This is a genomic window from Holdemania filiformis DSM 12042, assembly GCF_000157995.1.
Classification (GTDB): Bacteria; Bacillota_I; Bacilli_A; order Erysipelotrichales; family Erysipelotrichaceae; genus Holdemania; species Holdemania filiformis.
The window spans coordinates 210,619-225,102 of record NZ_GG657558.1 but is presented as its reverse complement, the minus strand read 5'-3'; the positions used below and the strand labels follow the sequence as shown (position 1 = coordinate 225,102).

Sequence of the window (14,484 nt, the reverse complement as noted above, 5' to 3'; positions counted from 1 at the left end):
GCCCGTTCGTCTTCCCGGTCAATGGTGAAGATCAATATTACCTGTACGAGGACTATTACCCGTACGGAACCTTCCACGTCGCGCAGTTCTCAACGCTGGGCGAAGACAGTGATCTGCGCTGGCTGGAAGAATCGGAATATACGCTGCCGAATGAGGATGTCCGTCATGGATCGGCCACGCCGGTGACAGAGCAGGAATTGCAGCGGCTGCTTCAAGCCTATCCGCCAGCCTTGATCGATTAAAGGGACAAAAAGTCAGGTAGAGAAGGAATTCACTTCTTTACCTGAATTTTTAATATGAAAAAACTGGAAGCATTGACGAAACTCCCAGTCCTTTACTTTGGATATCGCCGCAAACCGCTACTTGAACTTCACAACCCGGTAGCTGTATTGTCCATACGCCGGGATTATTTCCGCGATGACTTCCCGGTTCTCAAAATCGATCTCGCTCATTAAGGAATGGACGCTGCCCGTGCCCCAGCCGATCACATAGGTGTCCGCTTCGGTCTTCATCACCGAGCCGGTCGCAAACGAATATTTCCCCGCGACGATCATTTCCTGAAACGATGTCACGGATCGATTCTTTTCATTCAGCTTGAATTCCAGAATCCGCGTCTGTTCGTTGGCGTTGCCGTTGTCAAACAGAAGCAGCGTTCCCGTATCCGTCAGCTTGGCATAATGCTGACGAGAGAAAAGCTGGTCCTCGGTTAAGCCGAAATCATCGCCCAAACCGCCTAAAGTCCAGAGAATCTCACCGGTCTGCCGGTCAATCTTTAAGACCTCGTCCAGATTGCGGAACGAAGCGATCACATGGCCATCGCTTGGGTCGACGCACAGACTGTTGATATGCGCGTAATCCGCGGCATAATAGAGATCGTTCGTGTTGGTATAGTCGTTGTTTTCCACGGATTGTTTTAATAAGGCCGGATAATCGCTGCTGCACCACTCAAAGATGACCTCGTCATCCTGGATTTCCTGAATCAGCGCCGCCTTGATCCGGACATACCGTCCTTCGCTGGACATCCATATATTCTGATCCACGGAACCAGTGATCAGGTAATGGTTCTCACCCAGCATCAGGAATTCATGATTTTCACACATCCCGCCCGAAGGCAGCGCATCTGAAGGCAGGAGTTCAACCTGTTTAATCCGCTGATATTGATCATCCAAGATATTGATATGACCATATTGCACGCCCATATATAACAGATGATCGGAAATGTTCGCCGTCGGTTCAAAGAAGGAATAATAGGTGACGCCGTCAATTTCATGCTTCTGGAAGTTCATGACCGAACCGCTCTTATTATAAAACCCGCGGTAATAATACAACAGCTGCCCGTCGTTATCCATTTTAAAGATGTAGGAATCACCGTCGTCGTTCATCAGATCCCCATAGAAATCTCCTTCACTGCGGCTGTGACCGGTAAACTGCACAGCCGGAAAGCTGTCCGGCAGCGTTTGAACGGTGACGTTGCGCCGGCAGTCTCCTTTACGGATCGTCAGCGTGGCGGTTGTCTGCGGACTGAGCTGATCCACTTCGATCGCGGCCGGGGATGTTAGCTTCTGACCATTCCAGCTGAGCTGAAGATCCCGGTCGCTTGTCGTCCAGGTCAGGATGTTCGCCGTTTCACGGCTTAACGACAGCGGCGCGGCAATCGGGGCGGTTTGGGAGAGATCCAGCGAGAGCGGCAGACCGTTGATCTGAATTTCCAGGTCGCTGGTCGTCAACAGGTCGCCGAGATGACTGCCGTCGGCGCTGATACTGACAGCGCAGCCCGCGGCTTCCTCGGAAGAAAAGCCCAGGACGGCGAAGAAAATCAAAGCAAGGCCCAGCAATCCCCAGGGTAAAAGACGAAGCAAGTCAGAACGATTCCATTTCATGCACATTCACCTCATGGGATTATTATAAAAGAGAATCATGGAATTTGGGTGAAGAATGTCATAAAAATGTAATAATTTTGAAATCATTACTAAAAAGAAGCCGGATTTTCTCAGGCAGCCCGAAGGACAGACTTTGAGAAAACCCGGCTTTATTCCCTGCTCAGCAGGATGAAGTTTCCGTGCTTTCCGGCATCGGTGTCTCGCTGCGGATGACGATCTGATCCTCCAGATACAGCCGGATCAAAGCGAGTACTTCCGGACACACACCTTCGTCCTCAAATAAGACATGATGGCCATTCTCAATGACAAACATCTGCTTCTGAGCCGAGGGCATTTTGGCGAAGGCGATCCGGGAGCTTTGCGGGGAGACGATGCCGTCCTGGGATCCGTGGATTAACAGCACCGGACAGGAAATCTGCGAAGCGTAAGGCCGGAACTGAACGACAACGTCGATCAGCGTCTGAAAGAAATTCGCGGGCAGACCGTTGAAGTTGGCGATCTCCTGCGGCGATTCCAGATGCGTGAAATGGGTGATCAACGACGCCAGAATGTTCCCGGTGTTTTTCAGATTGATCAGATCGAAAGCCGGCGCGGTTAAGATCAGCTTTTCCACCGGCAGCAGCGTGGCGATCCAGCTGGCAATGACGCCGCCCATAGAAAATCCGCCGAGAATTACCTTTCTTTGTTTAAGCAGTTCCTTCTCCACGACATGCAGCGCCCGGTTCGCCCATAGAATTCCGTTGGAATCCTTGGGATCCTCAGGATCGAAAAGCTCGGGCATCAAAATATCATAATCATTTTCAAACGCCTTTTGGAAAGCCTCCAGCTCGCCTGTCCGTTTTCTTCCAAAGCCATGCAGGAAGATGATGACCGGCCGCTTGGCGCGCGTTCCTTTCAGCGGGTTTTCAAGAATCATTTTGTTTCCTCCAATTTGTCCTATTATATCATACAAACATTGGGAATCCTTCTTTTTTGTGATAAAATGAAGGACGGGAAAAGGTCTTTAACAGAAAGGCAGGAATAAGGGTTGAACTGTAACAACAAGTATGATGTCGTCATCATCGGCGGCGGCATCGGCGGACTGATGTGCGCTTATCGTATTGCCGAGCGGGATCCGGAAGCGTCGGTTCTGCTTCTGGAACGGGGATTGGATTTAGAGCATCGGCAATGCCCGATCATTTCAGGAAAGGCGGATAAATGTCTGAAATGCGAACCGTGCGCAGTGATGGAAGGCATCGCCGGGGCGGGTGCATTCTCCGATGGCAAGTATATCATTTCAACGGAATACGGCGGATGGTTGCCGGATTTCATGGAACCGGCCAAGGTCATGGATTATATTGAACAGGCGGATCAGGTGCTGATGCGCTTTGGGGCGCAGAAGGAACGGTTTGTGCCGAATGATGAATTAAAGCAGCTTTGTCTGCGCTACGATCTGCTTATGCAGCAGGCGCAGCTGAAGCATTTGGGGACGGACGCCAATCTGAAGACGATGCAGCGCTTAGTTGACGATCTGAAGCAGCGCGTTCAGATTGAAACGCTGTGCACCGTCACGGATGTCAACAAGGAAACCCATGAGGTCTTCTTCACTCACCGCGGCAAGCAATACAGCGTCGTCGGCGACAAGGTGGTTTTCGCGGTCGGCCGGGCCGGCAGCCGGGTTTTCCTGGACTGGTGCAAGCGCAACGGCGTGGCCTGTGCGAACAATCAGGTCGATATCGGCGTGCGCGTTGAACTGCCCGCGATGGTATGGGAACATTTCTCCAAGAAAATTTACGAACCGAAGATCCTGTATCGCTCGAAGGCGTATGGCGATACGACGCGGATGTTCTGCTTCAATGAGCGCGGCTTGGTCGTTACGGAGAACACCGACGGGGTACTGACGGTCAACGGTCATGCGTACAAGGAACTGGACCGCAAGACAGACAACTCCAACTTCGCTTTGCTTTGCACGATCCGGTTTACCGAACCGTTTAACGATCCGATCGATTACGCCCGCTACGTCGCGTCGCTGGCGAATAAGATTTCCGGCGGCAGCGTGCTCGTCCAGCGCTTAGGCGATCTGGAAAGCGGCCGGCGTACCGATGAGAAACGCTTGAAGCAGTCGACGGTCAGACCGACGCTGAACGCTGTGCCGGGCGATCTGAGCCTGTGTATGCCGAAGCGCCAGCTCGACAACATCATTGAAACGCTGCACGCGCTCGATAAAGTCGCGCCAGGCACCGCTAACTATGATACGCTGCTGTACGGCGTGGAATGCAAGTATTACTCCGCCCGCCCGGACTGCGTTGACTTTGAGATCAAAGACTGCCCGGGAATTTACGCTTTGGGCGACGGCGCAGGCTTTACCCGCTCGTTGTCCCAGGCGGCGGCCAACGGACTGATCATCGGCGAAATTTTGACTAAAAAATAAATCAATTCCATTGCCGAAGGCCCATAAATTGACTATAATGAACATGAAAGAAAGAGGGAGTAAAATTATGTCAGAAGAAAAAGTATTAGTTGAAGTTTCCGCACGGCACATCCATCTGACTGATGCCGACGTCGAAGCTTTGTTCGGCCCAGGATACAAATTAACAGTTAAGAAGGAGCTGTCCCAGCCAGGCCAGTTCGCTTCCAACGAAAAGGTAACGATCAAAGGCGAACGCGGCGAAATGAAGCTGTCCGTTCTGGGACCAACCCGTCCTGAAACGCAGGTTGAGCTGTCGCTGACTGAAGCACGCACCGTCGGCGTCAAAGCGATGATCCGCGAATCCGGCGATATCGAAGGTACGCAGGGCATTACGATTATCGGCCCGGCCGGCTCGATTGAAATCACCAAGGGCGTGATCGCAGCGAAGCGGCATATTCACATGACCCCGGCGGATGCTGAAAAGTACGGCGTCACCAACGGTCAGATCGTTTCCGTGAAGATCGATACCGACGGCCGCAGCCTGACGTTCGGCGATACGGTTGTCCGCGTTTCTGAAAAGTACGCGCTGGCGATGCATATTGATACTGACGAAGCCAATGCGGCGGCGATTTCCGGTTCCGCCCTGGGCGAAATCATTAAATAAGGAACGAGCGTTTCCCGATATCAACTTAAAAAGCGGCGAGGTCCGCTTTTTTTGCGCTTTGTGCAGGGTTCATTGTTAAGCGTGAATCTGAGCTTTTGTTTTTCATCCCTGAGCGCAAGGCCGTGTGCTCCGCGGAATCAATTTTTGAATTATACAAGCAGGTTAACGATCGCCGGTGCAAAAAAAAGAAAACCGGGGTTTCCGGTTTTCCGTTGGGATGTAATTGTTTTTTTGTTGTGACGAGCTTTGTTTATTCCGTCTCCGTTTTCGCCTCCGGCTGAGTTTGATTGGCAATCACCAGATTGCTGCAAAGCCATTTGCCATTGACGTTTAAGAATGTCATCTGATAGGTGTTGGAATAAGTCTGCGACTTCTCGCCTTCGATCGTAACGACATAATCGAACGAGATTGTGCCGGTGAAACCGACGTCTTCGCCATAGCTGATCAAATCGCTGATATGCATGTTATCGAAACGATAGGAATCATGGGTGGAGAAGTAACGATTGACAAAGCTGGAAATCGCTTTGTAGTAATCCGTGCGGCGGTATAAATACTGCTGCAGATCGGAGAAGCGGGTGTCCTCGGAAATGTATTTCGCATAGGTCATCGCGGTGTCGCGGATGCGTGTCCGCATGATTTCCTCCATCGCTCCGTTTGGCTGATCCCCGATGTAGAAGCGGTCGGCCAGCGCGTCCTTGACGATGCTGTATTTCGTGTCGTCCTGGGTTGTAACCGTCGGAACGCCGACGAGATTATCGATATGATAACGGGTGACTAACGGCGCCTGGTTCAGGTCAAACAAGTTGGAATAGGCGTCGGAGCTGACATTGCGCTCCGTGATGTAATTCTCGTTCAGCCGGATGCCGTTGACGTAGACCTGCGCGTCGCCGAAGACCTCGATATAGAAGTTGCGCGCGTCGATGACGGTCCGCACGTTCCACTGCTTGGCCTCTTCATTGTAGATCAGCTCCAGCGTCGAGATTCTCTGCTTGTCGACGATCATGTCATAATAGAGGAATGTATCATTGGAATACGCTTTTTTGGAGAACACCGCTTTTTTCAGATCGACGCCCTCATAAATCGACTTGAGATACTCGATGTAAGGTTCTTTCTCATTGAATTGAGTGAAAATCACCGTAGAGTTTTCGTAAATCTTATCGTAGTTGTCCGCCTGAAGCAGATGAACGTAAGCGGTCATTGCTCCGTTCGGCGTGCTTTTTTCATAGTTTTCCAAGACCTTCCAGGTCAAAAACATGATCGCGCTGCCCAAGATCATTAACACCAGAAACAGCTTCAACAGAAAATAGAGGAATTGCTGATTGGAAGAGTTGATCTTTTTGCGCTCCCGTTCAGAAGCTTCACGGATCCGCTCGACCGATAAATGCCACAGATCGGTAGTTTCCTGTTTCCCTCCGGTATGACCTTCGGGGCTGTGATGCAGGACGGCTTCCGTTTTCTTCTTTTTTTTCTTCGGCGGATTATCGGCCTTGGCTGGCTTTGCCGGACGTTTAGACGTCGGACTGCCCGCCGGTTTTTTCTTTTTCGGCGCGGCCGCCGGCTTTTTTTGTTCGTCGTTGTTGCTCATGAGGCCCTCCTGTTATTTCACGATAAAGGCGGTCGGTACCTTGCGGTCTCCGTTCATGGAAACCACGTTGTTGATAATCTGACCGTCGTAGACCATGACGGAGGAAGAACCGCCGTCCAGATTCGCCGCGTTCATCGCGCCGTATTGGGTCATGATGTCGATGCAGTCGGAATAGGAAGCGCCCAGACTGGTCGTCTGCCGGCCGTCGATGACTAACAACAGTACAGCGCCGTCTTCCCGCTGGCCGATGACGGTGCGCGGATTCACGCCACCGCCGGTGCCGGTGACTTCAACCGGAACGTAATTGACGATGAAGATCGGTTTAAAAGTAACGGCGTCGCGCAGTCCGTATTCCAGTGCCTGCCGGCCGGTCATGTTGCCGACGATCAGCTTGTTCTGCTCGTTGAAGCCGATCACGGAGTTGTAATCGTCTAAACCGCCGCTGACCAGTTCGCCGTCCTGAATGACGATGCCGTAGGGAATTCCGCCGGTTCCCTGACCGTTGGGATCGTCGAAGCCCCCGGCGTTGATGCCGGCGATCGCGTCGTTCGCTTTGACGTATTCCTCCACGAAGTAACCCTCATTGCTGTTGCCAAGATCCGAATTGACCGCCAGATGGATTCGCGAAGGATCGTAGACGATCATCAGCTTGCCTTCGTAGGTCGGACCTTTGATATCAATAATTTCAATTTTATCTTTCTTGCTTTCGTCGATGATGAAATCGGTTTCTGAATCCGTGATTTCATCCGTATCGCTGACGGAGTTGCGGTTCATGATCGTTTCCATTTCCTCTTCCGAGAAAAACAGCCGGGCGATACTCTTTAACGTCCGGGTTTCCATCATCGTGCTCGTCAGCAGGTTGCTGACGGTGACTGACGGACCTTTCAGCACGATCATCGCCGAGCCGTAGACTGTAATCATGCCCGCCAGGATCAGAACGCCGGCGATCATATACGTTTTCTGTAAAATCGTAAAGGGTTTGATTTTCCGCGTGCGGTTTCGCTTTCGCTTTGCCACCCAATCCCACCTTTCTATCTCTTGGAACTTTACATTAATTGATCTGCCGAAAGATTACATTTCAGCTCAGATCAGGCTTTTTAACAGGTTCGTGTATCATTATAGTATAAAAGCGAGAAATTGTCATAGAAAAAAGCTTTCATTCGGCGAACACTTTTGTAAGGATCGGTCTATTTCAGAAACGGCAGCCACTTGCGGATGATCGCCGTCATGATCATCGTCAGCGGGAAGACAAAGCAAAACCGTACCGCTCCGTTGGTTAAATACAGCGAACCCAACAAGATTTCGCCCAGCTCCAGAAACATCGCGTGACAGAAATAGATGACGGTGCTCGACTCGCGCAGGGCTTTGAAATTCAGTTTCCAATCCAGCCTTGTCCGCAACAGCCCGGCGAACCAGTACAAGATAAACGGCACGGTCATTAAATACATGTTGTAATCCAGCGCCCAGTGGAAGTGCCGCACGGTAAACGCTTCGACAACCAGCAGCCCAAACGCCGCGGCCGCCTTGGCAAATGGATGGCGGATCGCTTCCACCCGGTTCTGATCCGCCAGCGCCATGCCCAGCGCGACGAACAGCACGCCGAAGAACAGGCCGTTGCGGGTCGTGAACATTAACAGGAAGTACGTGTTGACCGATTGCAGCAGGATTTCGTTGGTGATCAGTCCGTGGTACGTTTCGATCAAGCCGAATAAAAACAACACGCCGCCCAAGATCAATAACGCTTTCATTGAAAATTTCTTTAAAAACAAATGACAGAACACCATCGCAAAGATCAGCGCCGACATATACCACAGATGAAAGTAGGTGCCGATGTTGAACAGCGCGATCGGCAAGGCTGCCAGCCACAGCGCTCCGCTGATCTCCATCATGCTGCCCAGCTTGTGCATGCCGAAGGGAATATAGATCACGCTCCAGATCAGATACAGCTTGATCAACCGCTTGATGTAGCTGCGGAAGTAATTCTCATCTTTGTGACAGCGGCCGATCTGCATGAAATAACCGGCGGAAATAAAGAAAAACGGAATGACGATTCTTCCTAATATATTACTTGTGACAAAGCCCAGATCAGGCCAGACTTCATAAAAGGGATAAGTGTGGACGACGATGACGAGAAACGCGCAGACAAATTTCATCACATCGACGGCAGGATACTGACGGGTTTTGGCAGAGGTCATGGTATCGCTCCTTTAATCTACTCTGTTTTTAATAGGATACCACATTTAAGAAACAGGTGGGTATAAAACTGTTCGCTCTGAAAGAAAGATGAAAGAATTGAAAGCTCGAAAGCGTCAGAATTGACTTTCTTTGCGGCTTTCTCTACAATGAACTTATAAAGTTAAATGCATCTAACATAACAAAGGAGGAGTGAAGATGAATGCAATTGCTTATGCGGCCCTGGGCACCGGATTTACGTTTCTTTTGACTTCGGCCGGCGCGGCGGTCGTCTTCTTTTTTAAAAATCAAATCGGCGGGAATATTCAGAAGGGATTCCTCGGCTTTGCGGCTGGGGTGATGGTCGCGGCTTCGGTGTGGTCGTTGTTAATCCCGGCGATCAGCGAGGCGGAGGCGATGGGCTTGGTCGGCTGGGTGCCGGCGGCGCTCGGCTTTGCGGCAGGCGGCGTGTTCCTGTATGGTCTGGACCATCTGCTTCCGCATCTGCATCTGGAAGAGAAACAGCCGGAGGGACTCAGCACGAACTGGAAAAAGACGACACTGTTGGTTTCCGCGGTGACGCTGCACAACATCCCAGAAGGGATGGCCGTGGGTCTGGCGTTCGCGATGGCGGCGCAGCATCAGGATCCGGCAATGATGTCGGCGGCAATGGCGCTGGCAATCGGCATCGGGATTCAGAACTTTCCGGAAGGCGCGGCGATTTCACTGCCGCTGCGGCAGGAAGGCTTCAGCCGCTTCAAAGCGTTTCTTTACGGCAGCCTGTCAGGAATCGTTGAGCCGATCTTTGGGATCCTGACCGTTCTGGCTGCTTCGCAGATCGCGGGTCTGATGCCGTGGCTGCTTTCGTTCGCGGCCGGGGCGATGATCTTTGTCGTCGTTGAGGAATTGGTTCCTGAAGCCCATTTGGGCGAACATACCCACATCGGCACACTCGGCTTCATGCTGGGCTTTCTGATCATGATGATTCTCGACGTTGCGCTTGGTTGAGCGAAAAAAGAAAAAACGCACGATGGAACAAGCTTGGCCGATTCTTTATTGAAAATCGAAGGCAGGACGGACATCCGCGGCTGACCGCGCGAACCGTCCTGTCTTTTCTTGTTAATATGCGGTATAATGAACAAAAATAAGGAGTGGAAAGTTATGGATTGTGAATGGAGTAAAAGAACCTCGGACTTTTTAAGCATGACGCTGGCCAAGGATTATACGTCAGTTTCCTATGCCCTGCAAATCAACGGCGAGCTGGCGGCGGCCGATGCTTTGGGCTGGCAGGATCAGCCGGGAAAAATTGCGGCGACCCCGCAATGCACCTACAACGTAGCTTCGGTATCGAAAATTTACTGCACCGCGGCGGTGATGATCTTAGTCCAGCGTGGTTTGGTAGAGCTGGATACGCCGGTCGTTCAGTATGTGCCGGATTTTAAAATGCTCGATGAAGATTATAAAAAAATCACGGTGCGGCATTTGTTAAATCACGCCAGCGGGCTGCCGGGGACACAATGGAAAGGCTTTTCCGTCACGGCGTTAACGGAGCGGGATTATTATCAGGAAGTGCTCGACTACCTGGCGATCAGTCACCTGAAAGCAAAGCCGGGCGAATATTCAGTTTACTGCAACGACGGCTTCACCCTGGCGGAAATCGTCGTCGCGCGCGTCAGCGGTCAGCGGTACAGCGAGTTTCTGCGCGAGAACATCACGGATCCGATCGGAGCCGGTTCGACCCGGACGGTTGAAAACCGCAATCCGGAGAATCCGTTAGTCCATGAAAAAAAGAAGCCGGCAGAGCTGTTGTTAGTCGACGGCGCGGGCGGTCTGACGACGTCGATGATCGACCTGTGCAAATTCGGCCAGCTGTTCTTAACGGAAAATCCGGTGCTGAGCGAAGCGAGCAAGCGGGAAATGGCGAAGAAACAGGGCGTTTCCTTTTTGCCGCAGGATCAGAAAAGTCCGGCTTACGGTTTAGGCTGGGATACCGTCGATTTCCGCGATCCGGATTTTGATCTGGGTGAAGGGGTACTGCGCAAGGGCGGCAACAGCTTTCAGTTCACCTCTCAGCTGATTGTTATTCCGAAGTACAACGCGGTGCTGGCGATCAGCGAAACCCATGACTGCAAGATCGACGTGACCCAGGCCGCGCTGCATATTTTAGCGCAGTGGCTGCTGGACAAGCAGGGAATTTCGATCTACCGCCGGTCGCAGGCTATTCCGCAGGCGGTTTCCGAGACCTGCTGCGGCACCTATCTGATGCCCAGCGCGATCGTTAAGGTTGCGATGCAGGGCGGGACTGCGCATTTTCAGGAAACACCGCTGAAAGCGCAGGCTTATCCATGGGAAACGTATCTGCGCTATGACGGAAGCCGCTGGATTGCGAATGAAAAAGTCAGTTATTTCTTTGCCGAAGCTCAAGGCGATCAGTATCTGATGAGTGAGATGAACGGCCAGACCTATCCGGTCGCAATGAAGGCAAAATCTTTTAAACCGTTAAGCGATGTCTGGAACCAGCGTCTGAATCAGCGGTATGTCGTCGTTAACCCGAGTCCGGAGGATCTGGTTATCGGAGAGATCATGACGGGCTTCAGCCTGCAGGCGCTGCCGGGCTTTGAGGGCATCGTAGTCGCGTCCTTCAGCGGCCGGCAGGGCAGCGACGTGTACAGCGGCGGCTTTGACGGCAGCTTTATCCCCGCCGATGAGAATCATGGCCGGGGTTTCTTGCGCACGCCGTGCAACGGCAGCCGCGATCTGATCGATCCCTATTTCTTCACCCGGGGAGAGGCAGACCTGTGCGAGGTGGCTTCCTACCGATATCAGCGGACGGATACGCTGCCGGTCTACGAAGGCCAGGGCTTCGCTGAGCAGCCGCAGACGTTCCGGCTGGAGCAGCGCTTTGACGGAACCTTGAGCGTTCCGGAAGGCCGCCGCTTGATGGTGCTGGACGAGGATCTCAACGTCGTTGGGGACACTTTGAGCGAAGATCAGATTCAGCCCGCAACAAGCGGTTATCTGCTTTTGATCTGACCTGAACTCTTCCCTATTTCCAAAGTAATCAAGCTGGAATCCGGATGGATCCGGATAAGCAGAGAAAAAAGATAAGACGCTGAATGTGTGCAGGGAGTGATCCTGCGGTCAGCGTCTTTTTATATTCCATAGGATGAACGCTTCAGGAGGAAGCGGATGACAGGAACACTAATTCATGGTGGAGCTTCAAAGGTAACCCTAAGCGTGCGCGAAGCCGCCGTCATGCGACGATTTGGCTTCGTACAGAGCGGCGTCGGCAACTTTGGCCAGCTGCGTGTAATTGCTTCCGCGGCGCACGATCACCGCGCCGGCGGATAACGTGATATTCGGCATGTGCCGGCGCGCGGATTCGCTGACTAACGAAGCGTTGATGTCGCCGACGATCTTTTGGGCCACGGTGTAGTCCTGCGTATTGGCGATAAAGATTGCGAATTCGTCGCCATGCAGCCGGGAAGCCAAGTCCACGGTGCGGATACGGCCGATGATCATCTGGGCCGCCAGCTTGATCACTTCATCGCCAACCTGATGACCATAATTGTCGTTGATCGTTTTAAAATGATCGCCATCCAGCATGATCAATATGCCGGCATCCGTTTCCTGCATGTTCTGGATTTGTTCCGTTACATTCTGACGGAAGGATTTAAAATTCATCGTGCCGGTTAAATCGTCGATTGCCGCCGCTTTCTGCGCCGCTTTCAAGGCGATTTCCAGCCGCTTCTGGGTCTGACCCAATTCGACGTAGGCCTGCTGCAGCTCGCGCGTGTTCCATTCCTTGCGCACGCGGCTCAAACCGTAGACCAAGATCAATTCCAAACCAAAAACGGAAGCAGCCAGACCTGCGCGGTGGCGCCGAGCAGAGACCCCAGCGGCACCAGAATCAGAATTTGATAATCTTCTCCGGGGCTGAGATAGCCGTAGACCTGCCGCGAACCCAGCTTGATCAGCGAAGCCTTCCGCGGCTGATCGAGTAAGGTCTGAAGACCATGCTCGCCCTGCTTGCGAAACTGAGCGAAGGCTTCGGCCGCCTCGGCCTGTTCTTTCGCTTTCTGCCATGCCTCGGTTCCTTCTTCCAAGGCCTCCATGGCGGCCCGAGCCTGCTGCAGCGCGGTTTGGGCTGCCGCGGCGTCGGCGGTCAGGGTGCTGCCCAGATAGGCTTCCTCGGTGCTGCCGATGATCGTGCCGTTGGCGTCATAGACCAACAGCTGTTCCTGGTCATAACTGCCCAGTTCGCGGACTAACTGCTGGATATTGCCCATCTTGATATCGTAGGCGAACACCGTTTCCTGATCCGGCTGCAGCTGGGAGATCGTGGAAAGAATGTAATGATTGGCGTAGCTCATATACGGCGGCGTGAAGACGATCGCGCCCTGCCCTTGAACGGCGTCTTGATACCAGGGTCTGTCCTGCGGCCGGTAGCCGGTGCTTTCATATTGCGAATACGGCGTATCCCAGCTGTACAGATAACGATCCTGATACACCATATAAACGCCGTCGAAAGTATCGCCTTCAATCGCAGCCAGCTTGCGGTCCAGCGTTTTCAGATCATCCCAGATGACGTCAGGATCCGGATGCGCGTCCAGGGTCTGCTGAAGCAGCTGCGCGAACAGCTGGAAGGAATGCGTGTAGTCCGCCATAACGCCGCCGAGCTTTTCCTGCGCCTGCTCGCCGCGCCGGGCTAACACTTGCTGGATGTGCTGCGTTTCCTGAACGGCGATCAGACTGCCGGCAATCAGATTGACGATGAGAAAAAACAAGCCGAGAACGAGCTGGCGGTGCGGAACTTTTCTGCTTGACGCTTTCAATGGAACTCCCCCTTACTGAAAAAAAGCGGAAACCGCCGTTTTTACAGGATAATGCTGAAAAACGGCGGAAAATGGAAACTTGAAAAGAATGAAAACTGAAGACGAATGGATAATAAACTTGGTACTTATAATTCAATGATAAATCATTGTTAGGAAAAAAGCCAATTTATTCGTACAGGGTTGAATCATTCGTTCGATTTCTAGCATAATTTAGATTGATTTTGGAATTATGGATCTCGGATAAGCGTCGGAATGGTCGGTCAGGAAAACTTCCCCTTCTCCATTCCTTATCCAATACCCATTCCTCATCTGTGTTTATCCATAATAGTTCTATGATAATCCATACTGTCTGAAGCAAACGACTGTCCTGGTTTATCAGGTCATGCTATGCTGAAATCACCACAGGGAGGAAAAAGTTATGAAAAAATGGACTCGGCTTCTGGCCGCGGCCGCACTGTTGATTTCCGCAGCGGCCTGCAGTGCTCCGGAAGCCAAAACTGAAACCTTGGAAGGCAAGGGCAATGGTTTCGGCGGTTTGATCACCGTCACCGTCACACGCAAGGACGGGAAGATTACAGACGTCAAAGCGATCGGCGATCAGGAAACGCAGGGCATTGGTTCGCAGGCGATCGAACAGCTGCCGCAGGCGATCGTGAAAGCCAACTCCACTGACGTCGATAATGTCAGCGGCGCGACGTTCTCCAGTCAGGGAATCAAGGACGCGGTCAACAATGCGCTGGATCCGCAAGCCTATCCGTATGTTGAAAAGGCGGAAAAGGAAGAAAAGCCGAAGGAAGTCGCGGCATCCGATCTTTATCAGGGGTTAGCCGTCGTATCCAACGGCCGCTTAGGTCCGGGCAAGGATGACAAGGAAGTCTCGGTTTACAGCTTCAATGAAGTTGTGCTGAACGCTTTGTTTGATAAAGAGGGTAAAATCCTGGATCTGAACATCGACGAGC

General features: G+C 52.3%; 13 protein-coding genes. 6 read left to right on the top strand and 7 right to left on the bottom strand.

Annotated elements, in window-relative coordinates:
• Nucleotides 1–242: hypothetical protein (locus tag HOLDEFILI_RS19815; protein WP_006059918.1), on the top strand; the 242-nt coding region annotated here is incomplete at its 5' end.
• Between the two features lie 117 nt (nucleotides 243–359).
• Here the strand turns inward: HOLDEFILI_RS19815 and HOLDEFILI_RS11655 are convergent.
• Together HOLDEFILI_RS11655 and HOLDEFILI_RS11650 are read right to left on the bottom strand one after the other, a co-directional pair.
• Nucleotides 360–1,880 carry an arylsulfotransferase family protein gene (locus tag HOLDEFILI_RS11655; protein WP_006059917.1) on the bottom strand — a complete coding sequence of 507 codons (1,521 nt, stop codon included), beginning with the start codon at nucleotides 1,878–1,880 and terminating at the stop codon, nucleotides 360–362.
• A 160-nt stretch (nucleotides 1,881–2,040) separates the two neighbouring features.
• Nucleotides 2,041–2,796 carry an alpha/beta hydrolase gene (locus HOLDEFILI_RS11650; protein ID WP_006059916.1) on the bottom strand — a complete coding sequence of 252 codons (756 nt, stop codon included), beginning with the start codon at nucleotides 2,794–2,796 and terminating at the stop codon, nucleotides 2,041–2,043.
• Between the two features lie 111 nt (nucleotides 2,797–2,907).
• On the opposite strand from HOLDEFILI_RS11650, the gene HOLDEFILI_RS11645 reads away from it, so the two are divergent.
• Nucleotides 2,908–4,290 carry an NAD(P)/FAD-dependent oxidoreductase gene (locus HOLDEFILI_RS11645; protein WP_006059915.1) on the top strand — a complete coding sequence of 461 codons (1,383 nt, stop codon included), beginning with the start codon at nucleotides 2,908–2,910 and terminating at the stop codon, nucleotides 4,288–4,290.
• 67 nt (nucleotides 4,291–4,357) lie between these two features.
• A complete protein-coding gene (pduL, locus tag HOLDEFILI_RS11640) occupies nucleotides 4,358–4,933 on the top strand; it encodes a phosphate propanoyltransferase (protein ID WP_039864838.1) in 576 nt (191 codons plus the stop codon).
• A 250-nt stretch (nucleotides 4,934–5,183) separates the two neighbouring features.
• Here pduL and HOLDEFILI_RS11635 read toward each other — a convergent pair whose 3' ends face one another.
• From HOLDEFILI_RS11635 to HOLDEFILI_RS11625, 3 genes are all read right to left on the bottom strand, one after another.
• Nucleotides 5,184–6,518 carry a hypothetical protein gene (locus HOLDEFILI_RS11635; RefSeq protein WP_006059913.1) on the bottom strand — a complete coding sequence of 445 codons (1,335 nt, stop codon included), beginning with the start codon at nucleotides 6,516–6,518 and terminating at the stop codon, nucleotides 5,184–5,186.
• Between the two features lie 12 nt (nucleotides 6,519–6,530).
• The gene (locus tag HOLDEFILI_RS11630) at nucleotides 6,531–7,535 is read right to left on the bottom strand and encodes a phosphodiester glycosidase family protein (protein ID WP_050766973.1); all 1,005 of its coding nucleotides are present in this window, start codon (nucleotides 7,533–7,535) and stop codon (nucleotides 6,531–6,533) included.
• Nucleotides 7,536–7,705: 170 nt separating this feature from the next.
• Nucleotides 7,706–8,713, bottom strand: a complete 1,008-nt coding sequence (locus HOLDEFILI_RS11625; protein ID WP_006059911.1) for an acyltransferase family protein — start codon at nucleotides 8,711–8,713, stop codon at nucleotides 7,706–7,708.
• Between the two features lie 196 nt (nucleotides 8,714–8,909).
• Here HOLDEFILI_RS11625 and HOLDEFILI_RS11620 point away from each other — a divergent pair, with 196 nt between their 5' ends.
• Complete coding sequence (locus HOLDEFILI_RS11620; RefSeq protein ID WP_006059910.1) at nucleotides 8,910–9,698, top strand: ZIP family metal transporter; 789 nt, start codon at nucleotides 8,910–8,912, stop codon at nucleotides 9,696–9,698.
• Between the two features lie 153 nt (nucleotides 9,699–9,851).
• Nucleotides 9,852–11,723 carry a serine hydrolase domain-containing protein gene (locus HOLDEFILI_RS18485; RefSeq protein ID WP_050766972.1) on the top strand — a complete coding sequence of 624 codons (1,872 nt, stop codon included), beginning with the start codon at nucleotides 9,852–9,854 and terminating at the stop codon, nucleotides 11,721–11,723.
• A 198-nt stretch (nucleotides 11,724–11,921) separates the two neighbouring features.
• Here the strand turns inward: HOLDEFILI_RS18485 and HOLDEFILI_RS20095 are convergent, their stop codons facing one another.
• On the bottom strand, nucleotides 11,922–12,524 hold the full coding sequence (locus tag HOLDEFILI_RS20095) for a GGDEF domain-containing protein (RefSeq protein WP_208854969.1): 603 nt from the start codon (nucleotides 12,522–12,524) through the stop codon (nucleotides 11,922–11,924).
• Between the two features lie 2 nt (nucleotides 12,525–12,526).
• Complete coding sequence (locus HOLDEFILI_RS20090) at nucleotides 12,527–13,525, bottom strand: cache domain-containing protein (protein ID WP_006059906.1); 999 nt, start codon at nucleotides 13,523–13,525, stop codon at nucleotides 12,527–12,529.
• A gap of 418 nt (nucleotides 13,526–13,943) precedes the next feature.
• Between HOLDEFILI_RS20090 and HOLDEFILI_RS18910 the strand changes: the two genes are divergently transcribed.
• On the top strand, nucleotides 13,944–14,484 hold a 541-nt coding region (locus tag HOLDEFILI_RS18910), incomplete at its 3' end, for an FMN-binding protein (protein ID WP_006059904.1).

Excerpts from the sequence above, each read along its gene's own strand:
- HOLDEFILI_RS11620 (WP_006059910.1), top strand. The coding sequence starts at position 8,910 with ATGAATGCAATTGCTTATGCGGCCCTGGGCACCGGATTTACGTTTCTT.
- HOLDEFILI_RS18485 (WP_050766972.1), top strand. The coding sequence starts at position 9,852 with ATGGATTGTGAATGGAGTAAAAGAACCTCGGACTTTTTAAGCATGACG.
- HOLDEFILI_RS11635 (WP_006059913.1), bottom strand. The coding sequence starts at position 6,518 with ATGAGCAACAACGACGAACAAAAAAAGCCGGCGGCCGCGCCGAAAAAG.
- HOLDEFILI_RS11650 (WP_006059916.1), bottom strand. The coding sequence starts at position 2,796 with ATGATTCTTGAAAACCCGCTGAAAGGAACGCGCGCCAAGCGGCCGGTC.
- HOLDEFILI_RS11655 (WP_006059917.1), bottom strand. The coding sequence starts at position 1,880 with ATGAAATGGAATCGTTCTGACTTGCTTCGTCTTTTACCCTGGGGATTG.
- pduL (WP_039864838.1), top strand. The coding sequence starts at position 4,358 with ATGTCAGAAGAAAAAGTATTAGTTGAAGTTTCCGCACGGCACATCCAT.
- HOLDEFILI_RS11625 (WP_006059911.1), bottom strand. The coding sequence starts at position 8,713 with ATGACCTCTGCCAAAACCCGTCAGTATCCTGCCGTCGATGTGATGAAA.